The 19666-nt window shown below is 64.2% G+C and carries 21 protein-coding genes and 1 pseudogene; 15 read left to right on the top strand and 7 right to left on the bottom strand.

Annotated elements, in window-relative coordinates; all coding sequences use genetic code 11:
* The first annotated feature begins 267 nt into the window (after window positions 1–267).
* Genes BTH42_RS13970 through BTH42_RS13985 form a run of 4 tightly spaced genes read left to right on the top strand, consistent with a single transcriptional unit; the run spans window position 268 to window position 4012 of the window.
* A complete protein-coding gene (locus BTH42_RS13970; protein WP_075300245.1) occupies window positions 268–1377 on the top strand; it encodes a sugar ABC transporter substrate-binding protein in 1110 nt (369 codons plus the stop codon).
* Window positions 1377–2387 carry an ABC transporter permease gene (locus BTH42_RS13975; protein WP_075300247.1) on the top strand — a complete coding sequence of 337 codons (1011 nt, stop codon included), beginning with the start codon at window positions 1377–1379 and terminating at the stop codon, window positions 2385–2387. The genes BTH42_RS13970 and BTH42_RS13975 overlap by 1 nt, the downstream gene beginning before the upstream one ends.
* Entirely contained in the window at window positions 2387–3217 is an 831-nt protein-coding gene (locus BTH42_RS13980; RefSeq protein WP_075300249.1) for an ATP-binding cassette domain-containing protein, read from the top strand. Before BTH42_RS13975 ends, BTH42_RS13980 begins: the two co-directional genes overlap by 1 nt.
* A gap of 48 nt (window positions 3218–3265) precedes the next feature.
* Window positions 3266–4012 (top strand): FadR/GntR family transcriptional regulator, encoded by a 747-nt coding sequence (locus tag BTH42_RS13985; protein WP_075300251.1) that lies wholly within the window; start codon window positions 3266–3268, stop codon window positions 4010–4012.
* Here the strand turns inward: BTH42_RS13985 and BTH42_RS13990 are convergent.
* Entirely contained in the window at window positions 4009–4212 is a 204-nt protein-coding gene (locus BTH42_RS13990) for a hypothetical protein (RefSeq protein WP_075300253.1), read from the bottom strand. The two genes, BTH42_RS13985 and BTH42_RS13990, sit on opposite strands and share 4 nt — an antisense overlap.
* A gap of 175 nt (window positions 4213–4387) precedes the next feature.
* Here BTH42_RS13990 and BTH42_RS13995 point away from each other — a divergent pair, with 175 nt between their 5' ends.
* The 9 genes and pseudogenes from BTH42_RS13995 to BTH42_RS14030 all read left to right on the top strand — a co-directional run bounded on the left by BTH42_RS13995 (window position 4388) and on the right by BTH42_RS14030 (window position 11060).
* Window positions 4388–4873: a DUF2231 domain-containing protein gene (locus BTH42_RS13995; protein ID WP_075300255.1), complete on the top strand. Its 486-nt coding sequence runs from the start codon at window positions 4388–4390 to the stop codon at window positions 4871–4873.
* The gene (locus tag BTH42_RS14000) at window positions 4866–6185 is read left to right on the top strand and encodes a sorbosone dehydrogenase family protein (protein ID WP_075300257.1); all 1320 of its coding nucleotides are present in this window, start codon (window positions 4866–4868) and stop codon (window positions 6183–6185) included. Before BTH42_RS13995 ends, BTH42_RS14000 begins: the two co-directional genes overlap by 8 nt.
* A 24-nt stretch (window positions 6186–6209) precedes the next feature.
* Window positions 6210–6533, top strand: a pseudogene (locus tag BTH42_RS36455) (ABC transporter substrate-binding protein); the annotation flags it as partial.
* Window positions 6534–6668: 135 nt separating this feature from the next.
* Window positions 6669–8564: an FAD-binding monooxygenase gene (locus BTH42_RS14005; protein WP_075300268.1), complete on the top strand. Its 1896-nt coding sequence runs from the start codon at window positions 6669–6671 to the stop codon at window positions 8562–8564.
* Window positions 8565–8591: 27 nt separating this feature from the next.
* Window positions 8592–9032: a MarR family winged helix-turn-helix transcriptional regulator gene (locus BTH42_RS14010; RefSeq protein WP_075300270.1), complete on the top strand. Its 441-nt coding sequence runs from the start codon at window positions 8592–8594 to the stop codon at window positions 9030–9032.
* 576 nt (window positions 9033–9608) lie between these two features.
* Complete coding sequence (phaP, locus tag BTH42_RS14015) at window positions 9609–10127, top strand: TIGR01841 family phasin (protein WP_256702017.1); 519 nt, start codon at window positions 9609–9611, stop codon at window positions 10125–10127.
* A gap of 139 nt (window positions 10128–10266) precedes the next feature.
* Window positions 10267–10458 (top strand): hypothetical protein, encoded by a 192-nt coding sequence (locus tag BTH42_RS14020; protein ID WP_075300274.1) that lies wholly within the window; start codon window positions 10267–10269, stop codon window positions 10456–10458.
* 8 nt (window positions 10459–10466) lie between these two features.
* Window positions 10467–10727: a hypothetical protein gene (locus BTH42_RS14025; RefSeq protein ID WP_075300276.1), complete on the top strand. Its 261-nt coding sequence runs from the start codon at window positions 10467–10469 to the stop codon at window positions 10725–10727.
* Between the two features lie 45 nt (window positions 10728–10772).
* A complete protein-coding gene (locus tag BTH42_RS14030; RefSeq protein WP_075300278.1) occupies window positions 10773–11060 on the top strand; it encodes a hypothetical protein in 288 nt (95 codons plus the stop codon).
* A 122-nt stretch (window positions 11061–11182) separates the two neighbouring features.
* Here the strand turns inward: BTH42_RS14030 and BTH42_RS14035 are convergent, their stop codons facing one another.
* From BTH42_RS14035 to BTH42_RS14055, 5 genes are all read right to left on the bottom strand, one after another.
* Window positions 11183–13156: a family 2A encapsulin nanocompartment cargo protein cysteine desulfurase gene (locus BTH42_RS14035; RefSeq protein WP_075300280.1), complete on the bottom strand. Its 1974-nt coding sequence runs from the start codon at window positions 13154–13156 to the stop codon at window positions 11183–11185.
* Entirely contained in the window at window positions 13131–14063 is a 933-nt protein-coding gene (locus BTH42_RS14040; RefSeq protein ID WP_075300282.1) for a family 2A encapsulin nanocompartment shell protein, read from the bottom strand. Before BTH42_RS14040 ends, BTH42_RS14035 begins: the two co-directional genes overlap by 26 nt.
* Before the next feature lie 184 nt (window positions 14064–14247).
* A complete protein-coding gene (locus BTH42_RS14045) occupies window positions 14248–14481 on the bottom strand; it encodes a helix-turn-helix domain-containing protein (RefSeq protein WP_075300284.1) in 234 nt (77 codons plus the stop codon).
* Window positions 14478–15443 (bottom strand): serine O-acetyltransferase EpsC, encoded by a 966-nt coding sequence (gene epsC, locus BTH42_RS14050; RefSeq protein WP_075300286.1) that lies wholly within the window; start codon window positions 15441–15443, stop codon window positions 14478–14480. Before epsC ends, BTH42_RS14045 begins: the two co-directional genes overlap by 4 nt.
* 63 nt (window positions 15444–15506) lie before the next feature.
* Window positions 15507–15974 carry a rhodanese-like domain-containing protein gene (locus tag BTH42_RS14055; RefSeq protein WP_075300288.1) on the bottom strand — a complete coding sequence of 156 codons (468 nt, stop codon included), beginning with the start codon at window positions 15972–15974 and terminating at the stop codon, window positions 15507–15509.
* A gap of 252 nt (window positions 15975–16226) precedes the next feature.
* Here BTH42_RS14055 and BTH42_RS14060 point away from each other — a divergent pair, with 252 nt between their 5' ends.
* Both BTH42_RS14060 and BTH42_RS14065 read left to right on the top strand, forming a co-directional pair.
* On the top strand, window positions 16227–17054 hold the full coding sequence (locus BTH42_RS14060; RefSeq protein WP_075300290.1) for a MetQ/NlpA family lipoprotein: 828 nt from the start codon (window positions 16227–16229) through the stop codon (window positions 17052–17054).
* A 70-nt stretch (window positions 17055–17124) separates the two neighbouring features.
* A complete protein-coding gene (locus BTH42_RS14065) occupies window positions 17125–18105 on the top strand; it encodes a sulfonate ABC transporter substrate-binding protein (protein ID WP_075300292.1) in 981 nt (326 codons plus the stop codon).
* A gap of 34 nt (window positions 18106–18139) precedes the next feature.
* On the opposite strand, the gene BTH42_RS14070 is transcribed toward BTH42_RS14065, so the two are convergent.
* A complete protein-coding gene (locus tag BTH42_RS14070; protein ID WP_075300294.1) occupies window positions 18140–19546 on the bottom strand; it encodes an MFS transporter in 1407 nt (468 codons plus the stop codon).
* Window positions 19547–19666 lie beyond the last annotated feature (120 nt).

Here is a 19666-nt window from a genome sequence, read left to right on the forward strand (position 1 = left end):
TGTTTGTGCCGGGGTGAGGGGTGGTGTGCCCCAAATAGTCTTACTAGTTACGGGTATACAAGTATTAGCCGCCGCAACCGCACTGAACTAACATTTTTGCGGTACCGCACGGCGCGTAACGAGCGCTTCCGAATCCGGGCTGCCCGAATTCACGCCACCACCCTGCGCTGCGCTTGAGCAGCGCACTCCCGGTGCCATCCTGCATCTGCACACGATCGACTCGACGTCGACCGCATCGACCAACGCAGAAGTGAACCGGAGGAAAAAATGGCACAGCAACGGGATGACGAAGAGGCGAATGGCGGCAATGGTTTCAGCGCGCAGCGGCGCGGGCTGATGCAGGGCGCGGGCTTCGGCGCCGCGCTTTCTCTACTCGGTGCGCTAGGCGGCAGCGGCGGACTGATCGGCACCGCGCAGGCGGCTGAAGCCGCTTTTCCCGCGCACAAGAAGTGGAAGATCGTGTTCGTCAATCACGTCACCACCAACCCGTTCTTCGTGCCGACCCAGTACGGTATTCAGGATGCCTGCTCATTGCTCGGCATGGACTATCAGTGGACCGGCTCGGCCACCTCGGACGCCGGCGAAATGGTCCGCGCGGTCAATTCGGCAATCGCCGCCAAGGCCGACGCGATCGCGGTGCCGATCGTCGATCCGAGCGCATTCGATAAACCGATCCAGGCCGCGCTCGACGCCGGCATTCCGGTATTCGCATACAACGCCGACGCGCCGCGCGGCAAGAAAAATCCGCGTCTCGCGTATATCGGTCAGGATCTCTATCTATCCGGCTACCAGATGGGCGAGCGGATCGTCAGTCTGATCGACAGCGGGATGGTGGCCCTCTTCATCGCGACGCCGGGCCAGCTCAACATCCAGCCGCGCCTCGACGGCGCGAGCGACGCGATCAAGAAGTCCGGCAAGAAGATCGATATCCAGACCATCGCGACCGGCGCGACCGTCAACGAGGAGCTGTCGAAAATCAAATCGTTCTACCTCGGCCACCAGGACGTGAAAGGCATGTTCGCGGTGGACGCGGGCAGCACCCAGGGCGTCGCGCAGGTGATGAAGGAAGCGAACCTGCCCGCCAAGGGCGTGCACGGCGGCGGCTTCGACCTGCTGCCCACCACCGTGCAGCTGATCCACGAAGGCTTCCTCGACTTCACGATCGATCAGCAACCGTACGTGCAGGGTTTTTATACGGTGATGCAGGCGTTCGTCACGCTCGCGTCCGGCGGCCTCGTCGGCCCGGCCGATACCAACACCGGCCTTAAATTCGTGACGAAGGACACCGTCGAGCCGTACCTGAACACGTCGACGCGTTATGAAGGCAAGACCACCAAGCCGCAAATCGTGCCGATGCGCGGCGCGATCAAGTCGTGATGAACACAGTGGACGAGACCGGCAAAATCGAAACGTCCCGCGTGCCCCGGCGCGCGGGCGTCTCGTTTGCATCGCATTGGGGGGCCGAACTGCGCATTCTGCTGGTGGCGGTGCTGCTGGCCGCCTATTTCCAGTTCGCGAATCACGATTTTCTGCTCAGCAACGCGAGCCTCGTCAACCTGTCGCAGTACATCGCGCCGGTCGCGATCATCGCGTTCGGCGAAATCATGCTGATGATCGGCGGCGACATCGATCTGTCCGCGGGCATGGTGTTCGCGTTCGCGCCGTTCATGATGGTGTTCGCGAACGACGCGGGCGCGCCGATGTGGCTCGCGCTGATCGCGGGACTGATCGCCGCGGCGCTGATCGGTTTCGTGAACGGCGCGGTGACCGTGTGGCTGCGATTGCCGTCGTTCGTCACCACGCTCGGCACGCTGTTTCTGATCAACGGCATCACGCTCACCGTGTCGCGCGGCACGCCCGCCCCCACGCCCGGCTCGCCGCTGTTCGCGGCGGTGATGGGCGCGTGGGGCTACAGCGAAATTCTCTGGACCTTCGCGATCGCGTTCGCGATGCATGTGCTGTTGCGGCACACGCGCTGGGGCCTGCATACCCAGGCGGCGGGCGCGAATCCGATCGGCGCGAGCGAAGCCGGTATTCACGTGAACCGGCTGCGTCTGGGCAACTTCATCATCGCCGCGGTGCTCGCGGGTTTCACCGGCATCCTCGAAGCGTTCCGGATTACGTCGATCGATCCGCAGGCCGGCGGCAACCAGATCATGTTTCTCGCGGTGGCCGCCGCGGTGATCGGCGGCACGCCGCTTACCGGCGGCTCGGGCACGATCGTCGGCGGATTGATCGGCGCGGCGGTGCTCGGCATTCTGAGCGACGGCTTCACGCTGATCGGGATCAACGCGTTCACGTTCAACATCATTCTCGGCGCGGCGATTCTCGCGGCGATGATCTTCAATGTTCACGTCGGGCGCATTCGCCGCAAGGGAGGCCACTGATGGACGAAGCGCCGAACCCATCGCCTCACCCGCCCGCCGCCCCGGCGCCTCATCACACAGCCGATGCGCCGCTCGCGCTGCGCGGCGACAGCCTCGTCAAACGCTTCGGCGCGGTGACCGCGCTCGACGGCGTGTCGCTCGCGCTCGGCAAGGGCGAAATTCTCGGCATTCTCGGCGACAACGGCGCGGGCAAATCCACGCTGGTCAAGATCCTCACCGGCTTTCATCAGCAAACCGGCGGCACGCTTTATATCGACGGCAACGAGACGCTGCTGCGCTCGGTCGACCATGCGCGCTCGCTCGGCATCGAATGCGTGTACCAGGATCTCGCGCTCGCCAATTCGCTGAGCATCTATCACAACATGTTCCTGAACCGCGAGATCGTGCGGCGCGGGCCGTTCCGGCTACTCGACCATAAACAGATGCGCGAGCGCGCCGCGCAGTGTCTCGACGATATCGGCGTGCACGTGCCGTCGGTCGATCTGCCGGTGGAGCGTTTGTCGGGCGGCCAGCGCCAGGCGATCGCGGTTGCGCGCGCCGTGCATTCGAACGCGAAAATCCTGTTGCTCGACGAGCCGCTCGCGGCAATGGGCGCGCGCGAGGCGGGACTGATCATCGATCTTTTGATGCGCCTGAAGGAAAAAGGCGGCCTGTCGATCATCATGATCATGCACAACTATGCGCAGACGCTCGACATCGCCGATCGCATCATGCTGATGCAGCGCGGCCGCGTGACCTATGAGCAGCAGAGCGCACTTACTTCGGTCGCCGAACTGATGGATATCGTGCGGCGGGAATACCGGGCGATGCGCGCGGCCGGCTCGCATTGAGTTGATCGGCCCACACGGGCTGCGCGCCGCCGCCTCTTCAGAAATACTATGGACTACCGAAATCTGGAGAAACGCAAGAGCATGCACGGGCGCATCGTGCAGGAGCTCGGCATGCGGATCGTCAGCGGCGCGCTCGCGCCGGGCCAGCGCTTGCCCGCCGAACCGTCGTTGTGCGAAACCTACGGCGTGAGCCGTCCGGTGCTGCGTGAGGCGACCCGCGTGCTGGTGGCCAAAGGGCTGGTGCTGTCCAAGCCGCGCGTGGGCAGCGTGGTGCGGCCGCGCGAAGAGTGGCACCTGCTCGACCCGGACGTGCTGTACTGGACCGTCAACAGCGTCGCCGAAGGGGAATTCTTCCACTCGCTGATGATGGTGCGGCAGATCATCGAGCCCGCGGCGGCCGCGCTGGCCGCCACCTGCGCGAGCGATGCCGACCGCGCGCGCATCGCGGCCGCCTACGCGCGCATGGAGCAGGCCGAAACGGCGGCGGATCTGCTCGAACCGGACCTGGAGTTTCATCGCGCGATCATGGCCGCGACGCACAACGACATGCTCGCGTATATCGGCAACATGCTGTCGCTCGCGCTCAGCGAGTCGATCAAGCTGACGAGCCGCCATCCGAATACGCACGCGCTTTCGCTGCCGCGCCACGAGGCGATTCTGCGCGCGATCGAGAACCGCGACGCGCGCGCGGCCAGCGAGGCGAGCCGGGTGCAGCTCGACAATGCGCGCGCGGATGCCGAGGCGATTCTCGGTGCCGCGGGGCAGGCTGCGGAAGGGCCGAAAAGCGCGGATTAGCACTGAGCGGCGTCTGTACCGAACGCCACCTTGTAACGCCACCCCGCCACTCCACCGATCACCGGTAACGACGCCGCGGCCACGATCCTGCCGCCGTGCACGCTCATGCTGTCGTTGCCCGCCTTGTGCGCTTTGCTGCAAGCCGTCACGCTCAAGGCCATCGGCACGAGCAGTAACGCCACGCCTATCCATCGTTTCATCTTTCCTCCTCGCCCGCGGTTTGGTGACACTGCGCCGGGTCGCCTGGTAAGACAGCAGCGCGCATGCCCAGCTTCGCGGGCCTGCACGAACAGACCACCGACAGACAAACGAAAACCTCAGGCATGCCTAATGCGCATTAACTGGCGACCGGTTCCGAAAAAAGGAAGGAAAGTCATGTCCACCGCGCCGTCCGCCACCCGCGCTTCACCTCACCATCCCGCCCGCCACCCCGCCCGCGCATCAGCGAAGCTCGCCGCCGCGCTGTTCGAATGGCTCAATCCGATCCCGTACGGGATGTTCGTCGCCACGCTGATCTTCGACATCACCTACCTGAACACACGCAACGTGTTCTGGGGCAAAGGCGCCGCGTGGCTCGTCACGGTCGGCCTGATCATCGCGATCATTCCGCGGCTGCTGAACCTCGGCCACGTGTGGTTCCAGCGACGCCGGCCGGTCTCGCGCCTCGAACGAGTCGACTTCTGGCTCAATCTGCTCGCGATCGCCGCGGCAACCGTCAATGCGTTCGTGCATAGTCGCGATGCCTATGCGATGGTGCCGGACAACGTGATTCTGTCGGTAATCACCGTCGTACTGCTAAGCATTGCCCACGTCGTAATGGCAATGAACCGGCTGGCTCGCGCGGAGGTGGTTTATGAATAAGCGCCACACGACCAGCGTGTTCGTCGTCGCCATCGCGGCGCTACTCGGCGGCTGCCACGAAGACGCGCAATACAGCGCGACCCAACAGGCGGGCACCGATCCATCGCTGCCGCATGCGCGCAACTTCTTCGCGCCGCCGATGCAGGTGCCGAAATACGTCGGCTGGCGCAACGGTGCAACGCCGAAGGTGGCGGACGGGCTGAAGATCGAGAAGATCGCGTCGGGACTCGTGCATCCGCGCCAGCTTTACACGCTGCCCAACGGCGACGTACTGGTGGCCGAGTCGAACAGCCCGAACGAAGAAGCGGTGACCACGCCGAAGCAGGTAATTGCCGGATTGATCGAAAGCAAGTCGGGCAAGAAGGCCGAAGGCGCGAATCGCATCACGCTGCTCAGAAAGCCCGCGAACGGCGGCGGCGCATGGCAGCGCTTCGTGTTCATCGACCATCTGCACTCGCCGTTCGGCATGCAGCTGATCGGCAATACGCTCTATGTCGCCGATACCGATGCGATCCTGAAGTTTCCGTACCAGAGCGGCGCGACCAGCATCAGCCAACGCGGCGTCGAACTCGCCGACCTGCCCGATACGATCAACCATCACTGGACCAAAGCGCTGCTGGCCAGTCTCGACGGCAAAAAACTGTATGTCGGCGTCGGCTCGAACAGCAATGTCGGCGAGAACGGTCTGGACGTCGAGTACCGGCGCGCGGACGTGCTCGAAGTCGACACCGCGACCGGCGCGAGCCGCATTTACGCGGCGGGCATCCGCAATCCGACCGGCCTGCAATGGGAGCCGCAAACCGGACAGCTGTGGGCGATCGCGAACGAGCGCGATGAGATCGGCCCGGACCTCGTGCCCGACTATCTGACTTCGGTGAAAGAGAACGCGTTCTACGGCTGGCCATATAGCTATTACGGCCAGCACGTCGATCCGCGCGCACAACCGCAGCGTCCCGACCTCGTCGCCAAAGCAATTCCGCCGGACTTTGCGCTCGGTTCGCACGTCGCGGCGCTCGGTTTGCTGTTCTATACCGGCAACAGCCTGCCCGCGCGCTATCGCGGCGGCGCGTTCGTCGGCGAGCACGGCAGTTGGGACCGCTCGCCGTTGAGCGGTTACGTGGTCGCCTACGTGCCGTTCGCGAACGGCAAACCGGCTGGCGCACCGCAGGATGTCGTGACCGGCTTCACGTCGGCGGACCAGAAGGAATCCTATGGAGCGCCGGTCGGCGTCGCGCAGGATCGCGACGGCGCGCTGCTGATTGCCGACGATGTCGGCAACACAATCTGGCGGGTGACGGCTGCGGGAAGCTGAGCGATGCGCAGCCGGGCTGAAGTGCGCGATCGGCAAAAGCTCGGCATTACGGTGCGCTTTCGGACCGCCGATTTCGCGCTGATTACACGACGCATCGACACATCGACGCATTCGACGCATTCGACTTCGACATGACGACCGTGCGCCTCGTGCTCGGCGCACAAACCCGCGAGCAACCGCTCGCGCGACTCACGCGCTCCAGCGCGTGCCGATGCACGGCTACCACGCGATTCCGCACTGATATTCGGCGGCACACCGCATCGCGTACCGCAACACCTCGCCTATCCCCCCACACTTCCGCTTTACTTCGCCGCCGACGAACGGGTTCTGTCGATCCGGTGGCGAAAAAGCGCGCCCCCTAAAACGTCGAACACGCCCGACGCCAGGGTAAACATCCATCCACACAAGAAGTGCTTCAAAATGGTTGGTGTACGGAGTATATTTCCGGTCACAGTCTTTCACACATATCCGGAGGAGCACGTCATGCAGTTTCATCTGAACGGCTTTCGGGTCGGCGACCCGACCATCGAACCCGCTATCGAAAACGCCCATAGCGCGGAAATGCCCGACACCGTCGACGTGCTGATCGTCGGCAGCGGCCCGGCCGGACTCGTGCTCGCCGCGCAACTGTCGCAATTCCCGTCGATCCGCACGCGCATTGTCGAACGTCGCGACGGCCCGTTGCAGATGGGTCAGGCCGACGGCGTCGCGTGCCGGACCGTCGAAATGTTCAATGCGTTCGGCCTCGGCGATCGTCTGCTGGACGAAGCTTACTGGGTCAATGAAACGGCCTTCTGGCGTCCCGCTCCAGACAATCGCAACGCGATTCATCGTACCGGCCGTGTTCAGGATACCGAACCAGGTCTGTCGGAATTTCCGCACGTGATCGTCAATCAGGCGCGCATCCAGGAATATCTGCTCGACGTGATGCGCCGCTCCGCGCGCCGCTTCGAACCGGACTACGGCCTCGAATTCGTCGAACTGCAGCGCGACGACAGCCACGAATATCCGGTACTGGTCACGCTCAAGCGCACCGATCCGGCGCGGCTCGACGAACTCGTGACCGTGCGCGCGCGTTATGTGGTCGGTTGCGACGGCTCGCGCAGCAAGGTGCGCACCGCGATCGGCCAGACGCTGCGCGGCGACGCGGCCAACCATGCGTGGGGCGTGATGGACGCGCTGGCGGTCAGCGACTTCCCGGACATCCGTCTGAAAGTGGCGATTCAATCCGCGAGCAAGGGCAACCTGCTGATCATTCCGCGCGAAGGCGGCTATCTGGTGCGTTTCTATGTGGACCTCGGCGACGTCACCGCGGAGAACCGCGACGGCCTCAAGCAGATCAAGGTCGATCGCATTATCGAAACCGCGCAGAACATCCTCCATCCGTATTCGCTCGACGTAAAGGAAGTCGCGTGGTTCTCGGTGTACGAAGTCGGCCAGCGTCTGACCGACCGCTTCGACGACGCAATCGCAACCGACGGCAGTTCGCGCGAACCGCGCGTGTTCATCGCCGGCGATGCGTGCCACACGCATAGCGCGAAGGCCGGCCAGGGGATGAACGTGTCGATGCAGGACGGCTTCAATCTCGGCTGGAAACTCGGTGCGGTTCTCGAAGGGCGCAGCGACGTCAGCCTGCTGCGCACGTATTCGGACGAGCGCCAGCCGATCGCGCAGGAACTGATCGATTTCGACAAGGAATGGTCGGCGATGATGGCCGCGCCGCCGAAAGATCCGAACCGCCCCGAAGCGGGCGGCGTCGATCCGGCGGAATTGCAGGCTTATTTCGTGCGCGCCGGCCGCTACACCGCGGGTATCGCAACGCGTTACAAGCCGGCCATGCTGACCGGCGAAGCCACGCATCAGGCGCTCGCGAAGGGCTTTACGATCGGCACGCGTTTTCATTCGGCGCCGGTCGTGCGCGTCGCGGATGCGAAGCCGTTCCATCTCGGCCACGCCGCGCGCGCGGACGGCCGCTGGCGTCTGTACGCATTCGGCGATGCATCGCGCCGTGAGCTCAATGCGCTGTGCGAGCATCTGAATACGTCGGCCGATTCGATCGTGCGACTGTTCACGCCGGAAGGCGCGGACATCGACAGCGTGTTCGATCTGCGCGCGGTGTTGCAGCAACCGCATCGCGAAGTCAGTCTCGACTCGTTGCCCGCGCTGCTGCTGCCGCGCAAGGGCCGCTACGGCCTGGTCGACTATGAAAAGGCATTTACGAGCGACGCGAGCGCTGATATCTTCGACGAGCGCGGTATCGATCGCGAACGCGGCGCGCTCGTCGTGGTGCGTCCGGATCAATACGTGGCCCACGTGCTGCCGTTGAATGCATACGCCGAGTTGACCGCGTTCTTCAAGCCGATCTTCCGCGCGCGTTAAATCACCCTGAAATCCGACACTCCGAAATTGCCGATCGAACCTGAAGACACCGGCACGCTACCCAGATTCACTGGCAGTCTGGTGCGCCGTGCCCAACAACGCCACGCGGCAGTGTGGCTCAGCGAGGTTTCCGCGGAGATCACGAGCGTGCAGTACGCGGCGCTCGAGATCCTGCAGGAAACGCCCGGCGTCAGTCAGCGGCAACTCGGAGACCAGCTCGACGTCGACCGCTCGACGATCGCGGATCTCGTCGCCCGGATGGTTCGCAATGGCCTGGTCGAGCGCGCCGACGATCCGGTCGACAAGCGCAGCTATGTGCTGTTTCTCAGCGCCGCCGGCAAGAAGCGCCTGATCGCGTTGCGGCCGCGCGTCGAGCAGGTCGAGCGGATTCTCACCGCGAAGCTGACGGCCGGCGAGTCCGCGCAATTGCGCCGCTTGCTCGCGGCATTGCTGCTGCCGCAGGCTTGATCGATTAAACCTCGAACGGCGGCGCGTGCTGATTCGCACGCGCCGCCGTTCGCGCTTCCTCGCGCGACGCGCCTCTCTCTTTCTTTCTCTATCTCTTCACGCTCGTCTGCGGACTGTCGAGTCTCGACGCACGCACGTTCGTTCCTGTTTATGCGGGCCGATTTCCCTGCCACTTCAATCCGCGACCCGCGAAACTTCCGCACCGCCTAACGCGAACTATCGCAACGCAACATCGCGATTGAAACGCGTCTTTTTGTCATCGGAAAGCCGAATACTCGCAATCAGCACGGGTGACGTTCTGTCGCAACTCCCCGCTCCGCCAGACCTGGTAAGGGAAGCCGGTTGCATCAGACAAAAGGGGCGGCAAATATGCCGAAATAACTACGGGTAAGCCCTTATAAAAGGGCCTTCCAAAGGTATATTTAACAAAGTTAGAATCAACCATCTAATGTTGCAATGCGGAAGGAAAATCCGCATCGTGACAAGTTATCAGCACGTTGTGTGTTGTCTGATGAGACGGGTTTTTTACCGCCGACTTATTGCTTATTTAATTCGTATCACTAAAGGAGTTTTCAGGTGTCCGTCCCGATGACTGAACAGTTCGACCGGCTGCACAGTGGTACCGTTTTCACAGGCTTTTCGGTGGCGCAACACGCGTTCCAAGGTTTTGAAGAGCTCGTTCGATTGAACCTGCGCGTGGCGAAGCAGGCACTGCCCGGCAGCGAGGACGCGCAACGTCTCGCGGATAAAACGCCGCTCGATCTGTGGATCGACCAGGCGGGCAACGTACAGCCGTTCGCCGAGAAGCTGCTCGAATACAACCGCCAGACGTCCGACATCTCGGCTCGTACCTATGCCGCGATTCTCGAAATCTTCGACGCCGGCTTCCAGCAACAGCAAGCGAAATTGCGTGAGGTCGTGGAAGGCTTCGCGAGAAACGCGCCCGCCGGTTCCGAAGCCGCGGTGTCCGTGATGAAGTCGGCGGTGTCGTTCGGCAGCGTCGGGATCGACACGATCCGCAAGAGCGCCGCCCAGGCGATCGCGATGGCGCAGCAGGGTCAGGCTGCCGTTCGCTCCGCCGGTCAACCCGGTTGAGTGTCGCTGGGTCGTTCAGCCGTTTCGACCAGGGTAGTCGGAATCGGATGATTCCAGATGGGCGGGTCGCGCATCCGAACGCGCTTCCAGCGAAGCTCGACCCGCCCGCTAGCGTGGTTTTCCTGTCAGCGAGGTCACGATGAGCGAAACATGGATGGGACTGACGATCGCCGGCGTCGCATTGCTGATTGCAATGCCGCTGATTTGTAGCCACTACCGCCGCGAGCGACGCCGCGGTCAGCTGCTCCGCAATCTCAATCACGAGGAATGGTGGTATCAGGCCCGCACCGGCGTGACCGCAACGAGGGCATTTAGCAAAACGAACCGATAAGGAATGGGATGGCACTCGACGCTTCTTACAAAAGCGACCTGTTGCACATCGAGGCGATCGTCGCCCAGCTCGAACGAATTGCAGAGAGCGGCGACGAGATCGCACCGACATCGTTGATCAACGTGCCGGACTACTGGCGCTGCCGCATCGAAGGATTGTTGGGCCGTCAGGATATCTCCGGAGCAGATCGAAAACATGCACAGGCCGTCATGGATCGACTGCATCGCATCGCCGATGCAGGACCGGAAAAACGAGAGATCGAAAAATAATGCGGCGCTCACAGGGCGCCGCGACACACACTCAGGAGAAACACAATGAGCAGTACGCACGTGGAAACGGGATTGCCGATGACACCATTGCAATCCGCGGATCACCATCGGTTGATCGTTCGCGCAGGGACACAACGGATCCGCATCGCGGCGATCTGGCAGGTGTTGCTGCCGTTTTCGGGCAATGTCGAAAAGGTCGACATCAAGACGCTGCCGGCCGACGGCTTCGACCAGGCGACGATCGCACTGCGTCACACGCCGCGGGAATCGCTCGATCATATCGTCACGCGCTTTAACGATATGTCGTGGGTGACGAGCACGACGCTCTGCTGACACGCGCGGCGCGCGGGCCACATACATGAAAAAGGCATGGTGTCTTCCGGCACCATGCCTTTGTTTTTTGCTTTTTGCTTTTTCTGCGTCACGCGGCCAACGACAATGCGCTGCGTCGCCGCTCAGGTTCGCCTTGCTGCCAGTCGACGAACCACCGACACCATCGCATCCACTTCATCGCACGTGTTGTAGAACGCGAGCGACGGACGCACCGTCGCCTCGAGCCCGAAGCGACGCAGAATCGGTTGCGCGCAGTGATGCCCGGAGCGCACCGCGATGCCCTCCTGCGACAGCGCCCGCCCGACTTCTTCGGTCGCGTAGCCCTGCAGCACGAACGACAGCACGCTCGCCTTGTCGCGCGCGGTGCCGACGAGCCGCACGCCCGGCACCGGCGCCAGCGCATCAGTCGCGTATTCGAGCAGATCATGCTCGTAGCGCGCGATATTCTCGATGCCGACACGCTCGACATAATCGAGCGCCGCGCCGAGACCGACCGCATCGGCGATATTGCCGGTACCGGCTTCGAAGCGGTTCGGCGGCGGCTGGAACACCGTGCGTTCGAACGTGACGTCGGCGATCATGTTGCCGCCGCCCTGCCAGGGCGGCATATCGTCGAGCACCGCGCGCTTGCCGTAGACCACGCCGATCCCGGTCGGACCGAAAATCTTGTGCCCCGAGAACACGAAGAAATCCGCGTCCAGCGCCTGCACGTCGACCCGCATATGCGACACCGACTGCGCGCCGTCCACCAACGCCTTCGCCCCCGCGCGATGCGCTAGCTCGACGATCTCGCGCACCGGCACGACCGTGCCGAGCGCGTTCGATACCTGGGTTACCGAAACGATTTTCGTGCGATCGTTCAGTAGCTTGCGGTACTCGTCGAGCAGCACCTGACCCGAATCGTCGACCGGAATCACGCGCAGTGTCGCGCCCGTTTGCGCGGCGAGCTGCTGCCACGGCACGATGTTCGCGTGATGTTCGAGATGCGACACGATGATTTCGTCGCCGGCGCCGACGTTCTGCACGCCCCACGTCTTCGCGATCAGGTTGATCGCTTCGGTCGTGCCGCGCACGAACACGATCTCGTCCGGCGACGACGCGCCGATAAAGCGCTGCACCCTGGCGCGGGCCCCCTCGTATGCATCGGTCGCGCGGCCCGCCAGCGTATGCGCGGCGCGGTGGATGTTCGAGTTCTCGTGCGCATAGAAATACGCGAGACGGTCGATCACCGACTGCGGCTTGTGCGTGGTCGCCGCGTTGTCGAACCAGATCAGCTGCTTGCCGTTCACGCGCTCCTGCAGGATCGGGAAATCGCGGCGAATCGCGTTGACGTCGAACGGCGGTCGGGCTGCCGGCGCACTCGGCGCGAGCGCGAGCGTTGCATCCTGCGCGCGCGTGCCTTCGACGAAGTACGGCGCGCCGCCGCGCGGCAAACCGTGCTGATCGTCGAGCGGTGCATAGCGATGGATCGACAGCAGCTCGCGCAGTTCGTCTTCGCCTGGGAGACCGAACGAAGCCGGCGCGGCAATGCCGCTCGCCGGCAGCGCGATCGGCTGCTCGGGCCGCTGCCAGCCGTGTCCGGGCGTATCGAGGAAGTAGAACGGCGCGACGCCGAGCGCGGCACCGCCGGCGCGCGGTTCGAGCGCCGGCGCAATCGTCGCCGCGTTGTCGGGCAAGCCGTTCTGCGCCGCTGCATGCGGCACGAGCGCCGGCGCGCGATTGCCGAGCGCGAGCACATGGGTCGGCGCCGACGGCAGCAGGTTCGCGCCCGCCGCTTTGCCCTGCGGCACCGCGAGGCCCGGCACCCCGGTCCCGCTACCGCCCGGGCCGGCCAGCGGCGAGCCCGCCGGTGCCGGATTGCCGAGCGACGCGAGGATCGGCGCGGCGGCCGGCAATGCCGACGCGACGCCGCCTACCGCACCGCTGCCCGCGGACACGCCAGGCGACGGCGCGCCACCGGGCAATGCGCTGAAGAACCCGGTTGCAAGACGCGCGAGTTGCGCGGGATTGGGCAAGCCCGCGGGCAACCCCGGCGGCGGTGCGGCGGACAACGCTTCCGCGCGCGGCGGACTACCGGTAGGTCTCTGGATAGTCATGGTATTTGCCGATTTCCACGTCATCGAGCACTGCGAGCGCATCGGGTGAATGAACCGCGAGCGAGCAATACAACGAGATCAGATACGACGCGATCGCCTGATTGTTGATGCCCATGAAACGCACCGACAGCCCCGGTCCCTGTTCGCCCGCGACGCCGGGCTGATACAGACCGACGACGCCCTGCCGCTTGTCGCCGACCCGCAGCAACAGAATCTTGGTCTTGCCGTCGGCGACCGGCACCTTGTCCGACGGAATCAGCGGAATGCCGCGCCACGTCAGGAACTGCGAACCGAACAGGCTGACCGTCGGCGGCGGCACCCCGCGGCGCGTGCATTCGCGGCCGAACGCGGCGATCGCGAGCGGATGCGTGAGGAAGAAGGCCGGCTCCTTCCAGACCTTCGTCAGCAACTCGTCCATATCGTCCGGCGTCGGCGCGCCGGTCAGCGGAAACACGCGCTGCGCGTCGTCGACATTGGCGAGCAGACCGTAGTCCGGATTGTTGATCAGTTGGCTTTCCTGAACTTCCTTGATCGTCTCGATGGTCAGGCGCAGCTGTTCCTTGATCTGATCGTGCGGGCTGCTATACAGATCGGAGATACGGGTGTGCACATCGAGCACCGTGCTGACCGCATTCAGAAAGTACTCGCGCGGGTTCTCCTCGTACGGCACGTAGGTGGTCGGCAGCGTGCTCACGTCTTCGCGCGCGGTGCAGGCGGCCTGCACCGCTTCAGGATCCTTCACGCGATTCAGTCGATAAATACCCGCTTCGACGGGCACCCATTGCAACAGATGGGTCAGCCAGCGCGGCGTGATCGTGGAAAGCTGCGGGACTGTTTTGGTGGCGTTGGCTAGTTGCCGTGCTGCGTTATCGCCGAGCGCGGTCTGGCCGCTCGCTGACGTCGACATTCGAAGGCTCCAGGTTTTAGAAGAAAATCGGGAATGCTTATTACGGCAGGGAATTATCGGAAGACTCGAAAAATGGCTCAACATGCTATAGCCATCATCACGCGCGTCGCGGGCCCTGCTGCCGCTAACGCGCGCAGTGTTGCTCTGTTTGGATGAACCTCGCTCGGCAAGAACGAAGGGCGAATCAGGCCGGCGCGTCCGCTGTCAACGGCGCGCACAGCAGCGTGCCGACCGGCACGTTGAGCGCACGCGCGAGTTTGTCGGCGGTGACGATCGACGCAATCGCGCTGCCCCGCTCGATCTCGCCGACATACGAGCGATTCAGCCCCGCGTATTCGGCAAGCTGCTCCTGCGACCACGACAGTGCCTCGCGCGCTGCACGCACCGTCGCGCCGAACTCGCGCACGAGTGCTGTCATCCCGGCACCTCCGCTGCTATCGCGTCGGCCGCCGGCGCGACGGCCCGGGCCGATTCGCTGCGCAGCACCGCCTGGGTTACGTGCGAGCCGGGCGCGACATCGTGCGTGATCCACACGTTGCCGCCGATCGTCGCGCCGCGCCCGATCGTCACGCGGCCGAGAATCGTCGCGCCCGCATAGATCACGACGTCGTCCTCGACGATCGGATGGCGCGCCAACCCTTTCTGCAAATGGCCGTTCTCGTTGAGCGGAAAGCGCTTCGCGCCGAGCGTCACCGCCTGATACACGCGCACCCGCTCGCCGATCACCGCGGTCTCGCCGATCACGACGCCGGTGCCGTGATCGATAAAAAAGCCCGAACCGATTTGCGCGCCCGGATGAACATCGATACCGGTCTGCGCATGCGCGAGTTCGGCGACGATCCGCGCGAGCAGCGGCAGGCCCAGACCATAGAGTTCGTGCGCGAGCCGGTGATGGATCATCGCGAGCACGCCGGGATAGCACAGCAGCACCTCGTCGACGCTGCCCGCCGCCGGATCGCCGTGATAGGCGGCGATCACGTCGCTGTCGAGCAGCGAGCGGATCGCCGGCAAACGCCGCGAGAACGCGCGGATTGCGTCGAGCGCGCGGGTTTCGATTGCGCGGTTTTCGCTCCCGTCCGCCGGCGCTTTATCGCGGCGCGCCGCGTACTGCAATTCGAGCCGCGCCTGCGCGAGCAGACCGTGCAGCGCCGCGTCGAGCGCATGCGCGACGTAGAGGTTTTCGCTTTCCTGACGCAGATCGGGCGGCCCGAGCCGCATCGGAAACAACGCGCCTTTCAGCGCGTCGATAACGGCCGCGAGCGCGTCGCGCGACGGCAGATCCCTGCCGCCCGGCTCCAGCGCGCGACGCTGCACGTCACGCCATTGCTGCCGGACCGTCTGAAGCGATCCGGCGATCTCATCGATATCGAATGCCGCCACTGTGCTGACTCCTGGAATGTTGAACACCGGCAAGCGGCATTTCACGAACGCGCCGGGTTCGCGCTAGTCCTGCACCCACGGCAGATCGTGGAAACGCCAGCCATTCAGCGCACCGCGATGCTGTCCATCGTTCAGGTCTCCTTCGAAACCTTCCCGCACGTTGAACACCTGGGTAAAGCCGGCTTTCGCCGCCGCGTCCGCGGCTTGCGCCGAACGATTGCCGCTGCGGCACAGCAGCAGCACGACTGCGTCCTTGCCGGTTTTCGCTTCGAGTTCGCGCACGAAACGCGGATTGCGCGTCAGGCTCGTGCCGGTCGCCCACGGCACATGCACGGAGCCGGGCACATAGCCGACGAACTTGCGCTCCTCCGCGGTTCGCACGTCCACCAGCAGCGCATTGCCGCTGGAAACGAGGGCCCACGCGTCGCGCGGCGTCACGCCGCCGGCATACGCGAGCCGTGCCGTTTCCGCCTCCTCGCGTGCCGTCTCGAGCACTGCGTTAAGCGGTCGTTCTTCGAGTACTGCTGTCATGTCGCCTCCCTGGTCGATGGAGCGTGCCGCAAGCGCGCGGCATACCGTCTATAGCCATCAGTAACGATCATCGGCCAAACGATGCGCGCGGCAGAACCAATCAAATTTCATTTGTTTAGAACGCGCAATGGAATGACGTAATACAGAAACGGCTTGCATCGAATCGCGATAACGATAGCGCTCGATATTATTTGTGCGCTAACGGCCGGCTCTCTACGATCTCGACACCTTCACTTCTATAGCGTCGAGACCATGACAACGACCAAAGTACTCAAGGCCACCCTCTTTTCCGTTCTGCTCGCATGCGGGCTCGTCAGCGCGCAACCGGCGCTCGCGGCGGGACAAACGGTGCGGGTCGGCATCATGTCCGGCGAGGACGAGGACGTGTGGCGCGCGGTCGCCGCCAATGCCGCGAAGCAGGGCATCACCGTCAAGATCACGACGTTCGCCGATTACACGCAGCCGAACGAAGCGCTCGCGCAACACGACCTCGACGCGAACTCGTTCCAGCACAAGCCCTATCTGGATGCGCAGATCGCCGCGCGCCACTACGACATCGTGCCGGTCGGCTTCACCTACGTGCAGCCGATCGGTCTGTATTCGCGCAAGGTGAAGTCGGTCGCGGCGCTGCCGCAGAACGCGACGATCGGCGTGCCGAACGACCCCAGCAACGAAGGCCGCGCGCTGCTTCTGCTGCAGGCAAATGGACTGATCAAGCTGCGCCCCGACGTCGGTCTGTTGCCGACCGCGCGCGACATCGCCGAAAACCCGAAGCATGTGCAGATCAAGGAACTGGACGCGGGTATCGTCGGCCGCGCGATCGGCGACCTCGACGCGGCCGTCGTCAATACCGACTGGGCGATCAAGGCCGGCATCAGGATTCCTCAGGAACGCATCGCGCAGGAGCAGGTGCCCGGCAATCCGTATCGCAACTTCATCGCGGTCAACGCGAAGGACGCGAGCGCGCCGTGGGTGAAGACGATCGTCGACAGCTACCAGCAGGCCAACGTCGCGTCTTCGATCCTGACCGTCTATCACGGCGCCACGCTGCCGGCCTGGGACGGCGCACCGCAGCACTGATCGCGCGTATCACGTCAGCGGCGGCATTCCGGCCGCCGCCCATCCGCTCTCTTTTATCGCCCTGCCTGTCATGTCCAAGTTCACACGTCATTCGTACGAGCGCCGCTCGTTCCTGAAACTTTCGCTGGGCGCAGCGGCGGCCGCCGCGTCGATGGCGGGCTCGGCGCTGTCGTTCGCGCAAGGCACGCCGCGTACGCTGCGCATCGGTAATCAGAAGGGTTATCTGAATCTGCTGAAGGCGCGCGGCACGCTCGAAAAACGGCTCGCGCCGCTGAACGTCGCGGTCACGTGGACCGAGTTCAACGCCGGACCGGTGCAGCTGGAAGCGCTGAACGTCGGCTCGATCGATTTCGGCGACGTCGGCGAAGCACCGCCGATCTTCGCGCAGGCGGCCGGCGCGCCGCTCGTCTATGTGGCGGCGACGGTAAAGCGGCCGCAATCGGAAGCGGTGCTGGTGCCGCCGCAATCGACGATCCGCTCGGTCGCGGACCTGAAGGGCAAACGAATCGCGCTCAACAAAGGCAGCAACGTCCACTACTTTCTCGTCAAACTGCTGCGCCAGCACGGGCTGCAATACAGCGACGTGAAACCCGTGTTTCTCGCCCCCGCCGATGCGCGCGCCGCGTTCGAGCGCGCGTCGATCGACGCATGGGTGATCTGGGATCCGTTCTTCGCGGCGGCGGAGAAGTCGCTCGGCGCGCGCGTGCTGGCGGACGCAAGCGGCGTGGTCGGCAATCGCGCGTTCTATTTCTCGTCGCAGAACTTTGCGGCGAATAATTCCGACGTGATTCGCATCCTGATCGAGGAACTCGAGAAGATCGATCAGTGGGGTCAGCAGAACAGGGATCAGCTCGCGAGCGAACTCGCGCAGCTATGGGGTGTGCCGAAGCCGTTCGTCGATGTGGTGGTGCAGCGGCAGCAGTTCGGCACGGTGCCGATCACGCGCGCGATTCTCGGCGAGCAGCAACAGATCGCCGACACGTTCCTCGACCTGGGGCTGATTCCGAAACACGTCGACGTGCTGCGGGCCGCGCCGTCGAATCTCGCGTAACGCGTAGCGGCTTCAAACCGCTACTGACTAGTGGCTACCGGTCGGAAACCGGCCGCTCGCTCGAAGCGGCGCCGCGCTGCTGCGGCGCGTCGACCTGCTCGGTATTCATGCGCCGCATCGAACTCGCGCACGCGGCGATCACGGCCAACGTCGCGGCAATCCCGGCGATCAGCGTCAGATGCCGGCCTTGCACGAGTCCGAACACGATCGCGACCACCACCGCGCCGCTCGACTGGCCGAGCAGACGACCCATCGATTGCAGGCCCGACGCGCCGCCGCTGCGATTTCTCGGCGCGCTGCCGATGATCACGCGATTGTTCGGCGACTGGAACAGGCCGAAGCCGAGCCCGCAAATCGCGAGCCGCCAAACAATGTCGAACTGTGTCGCGGTATCGCCGAGCAGGCACAGCAGCGCGAGCCCGCAGCCCAGCACGAACAGCCCGATGCTGCTGATGAGCCCCGGCGACACGCGGTCCGACAGCCGCCCCGCGATCGGCGCGATCAACGCGGTCATCAGCGGCCACGGTGTCATCAGCAGGCCGGTCTGCGTTTCCGACAGCTTCAGCGACTGCTCGAAATAGAACGGCAACACGATATACGCCATCGTTTGCGCGGCGAACGAGCAGATCGACGTCGCCATCGACAGCGAGAACACCGGCATGCGCAGCAGGTCGAGCGGCAGGATCGGGGTCGCGAGACGGCTTTCGCGGCGCACGAACAGCGCGCCGGCAACCAGCGCGACCGCGACCATCACGATCCCGCGTTGAGTCGCGCCGGCTTCGCCGAACGCGGCGAGACCGGAAATCAGGAGACCGAACGTCAGCGCGTTGAGCACCACGCTGACGAGGTTCAGACGCGCGTCGGAAGTCGGCGTCGCGGGCAACGTGCGGATCCCGATCAGCAGGGCCAGCACGCCGAGCGGCACGTTGACCAGAAACAGCCACTGCCAGTGCGCGACCGACAGAATCGCCGACGCGATGCTGGGCCCCGCCGCCGACGATACCGCGACCACCAGCGACGTATAACCGACGCCAATGCCGAGTTTCGCGCGCGGAAAGATGAAGCGCACCAGCGCGATATTGACGCTCATGATGCCGGCCGCGCCGAGCCCCTGAAACACCCGCGCGACCGCGAGGAAGGTCAGCGTATGCGCGTTCGCGCAGGCGAACGACGCGACCGTGAAGAGCGCGAGTCCGTAGCAGTAGACCCGCTTGTAGCCGAGGCTGTCGCCGAGCACCGCGAGCGGCAGCAGCGACACCGTGATCGCCAGCTGATACGCGTTGACCACCCAGATCGCGTCCGCCGGCGCAATCGACAGGTCGTTGCAAATAGTGGGTAACGCGACATTGACGATCGATGTGTCGAGCACCGACATCATCGTTGCGATGGCGATCGCCACGTAGGCAAGCGCGCGCTGGGGATTGGGCAGACCGTCCGTCATGGGCTAGGGAGTCGTATGGGAGTGCATGGGCAACCGCGGGTAACCGCGCGCGGCGTACAGCGCGCGGACGTCGTCGGGCTGAATTGTTGCAACTCTGCGGCGCCGGAGCAAGGTGAGGCG

Source organism: Burkholderia sp. SRS-W-2-2016, assembly GCF_001931485.1.
Classification (GTDB): Bacteria; Pseudomonadota; Gammaproteobacteria; order Burkholderiales; family Burkholderiaceae; genus Paraburkholderia.

What these genes read in the sequence shown, in the direction of transcription:
- BTH42_RS13970 (WP_075300245.1), top strand. Translation starts at nt 268, where the DNA reads ATGGCACAGCAACGGGATGACGAAGAGGCGAATGGCGGCAATGGTTTC.
- BTH42_RS13975 (WP_075300247.1), top strand. Translation starts at nt 1,377, where the DNA reads ATGAACACAGTGGACGAGACCGGCAAAATCGAAACGTCCCGCGTGCCC.
- BTH42_RS13980 (WP_075300249.1), top strand. Translation starts at nt 2,387, where the DNA reads ATGGACGAAGCGCCGAACCCATCGCCTCACCCGCCCGCCGCCCCGGCG.
- BTH42_RS13985 (WP_075300251.1), top strand. Translation starts at nt 3,266, where the DNA reads ATGGACTACCGAAATCTGGAGAAACGCAAGAGCATGCACGGGCGCATC.
- BTH42_RS13990 (WP_075300253.1), bottom strand. Translation starts at nt 4,212, where the DNA reads ATGAAACGATGGATAGGCGTGGCGTTACTGCTCGTGCCGATGGCCTTG.
- BTH42_RS13995 (WP_075300255.1), top strand. Translation starts at nt 4,388, where the DNA reads ATGTCCACCGCGCCGTCCGCCACCCGCGCTTCACCTCACCATCCCGCC.
- BTH42_RS14000 (WP_075300257.1), top strand. Translation starts at nt 4,866, where the DNA reads ATGAATAAGCGCCACACGACCAGCGTGTTCGTCGTCGCCATCGCGGCG.
- BTH42_RS14005 (WP_075300268.1), top strand. Translation starts at nt 6,669, where the DNA reads ATGCAGTTTCATCTGAACGGCTTTCGGGTCGGCGACCCGACCATCGAA.
- BTH42_RS14020 (WP_075300274.1), top strand. Translation starts at nt 10,267, where the DNA reads ATGAGCGAAACATGGATGGGACTGACGATCGCCGGCGTCGCATTGCTG.
- BTH42_RS14025 (WP_075300276.1), top strand. Translation starts at nt 10,467, where the DNA reads ATGGCACTCGACGCTTCTTACAAAAGCGACCTGTTGCACATCGAGGCG.
- BTH42_RS14030 (WP_075300278.1), top strand. Translation starts at nt 10,773, where the DNA reads ATGAGCAGTACGCACGTGGAAACGGGATTGCCGATGACACCATTGCAA.
- BTH42_RS14035 (WP_075300280.1), bottom strand. Translation starts at nt 13,156, where the DNA reads ATGACTATCCAGAGACCTACCGGTAGTCCGCCGCGCGCGGAAGCGTTG.
- BTH42_RS14040 (WP_075300282.1), bottom strand. Translation starts at nt 14,063, where the DNA reads ATGTCGACGTCAGCGAGCGGCCAGACCGCGCTCGGCGATAACGCAGCA.
- BTH42_RS14045 (WP_075300284.1), bottom strand. Translation starts at nt 14,481, where the DNA reads ATGACAGCACTCGTGCGCGAGTTCGGCGCGACGGTGCGTGCAGCGCGC.
- BTH42_RS14055 (WP_075300288.1), bottom strand. Translation starts at nt 15,974, where the DNA reads ATGACAGCAGTACTCGAAGAACGACCGCTTAACGCAGTGCTCGAGACG.
- BTH42_RS14060 (WP_075300290.1), top strand. Translation starts at nt 16,227, where the DNA reads ATGACAACGACCAAAGTACTCAAGGCCACCCTCTTTTCCGTTCTGCTC.
- BTH42_RS14065 (WP_075300292.1), top strand. Translation starts at nt 17,125, where the DNA reads ATGTCCAAGTTCACACGTCATTCGTACGAGCGCCGCTCGTTCCTGAAA.
- BTH42_RS14070 (WP_075300294.1), bottom strand. Translation starts at nt 19,546, where the DNA reads ATGACGGACGGTCTGCCCAATCCCCAGCGCGCGCTTGCCTACGTGGCG.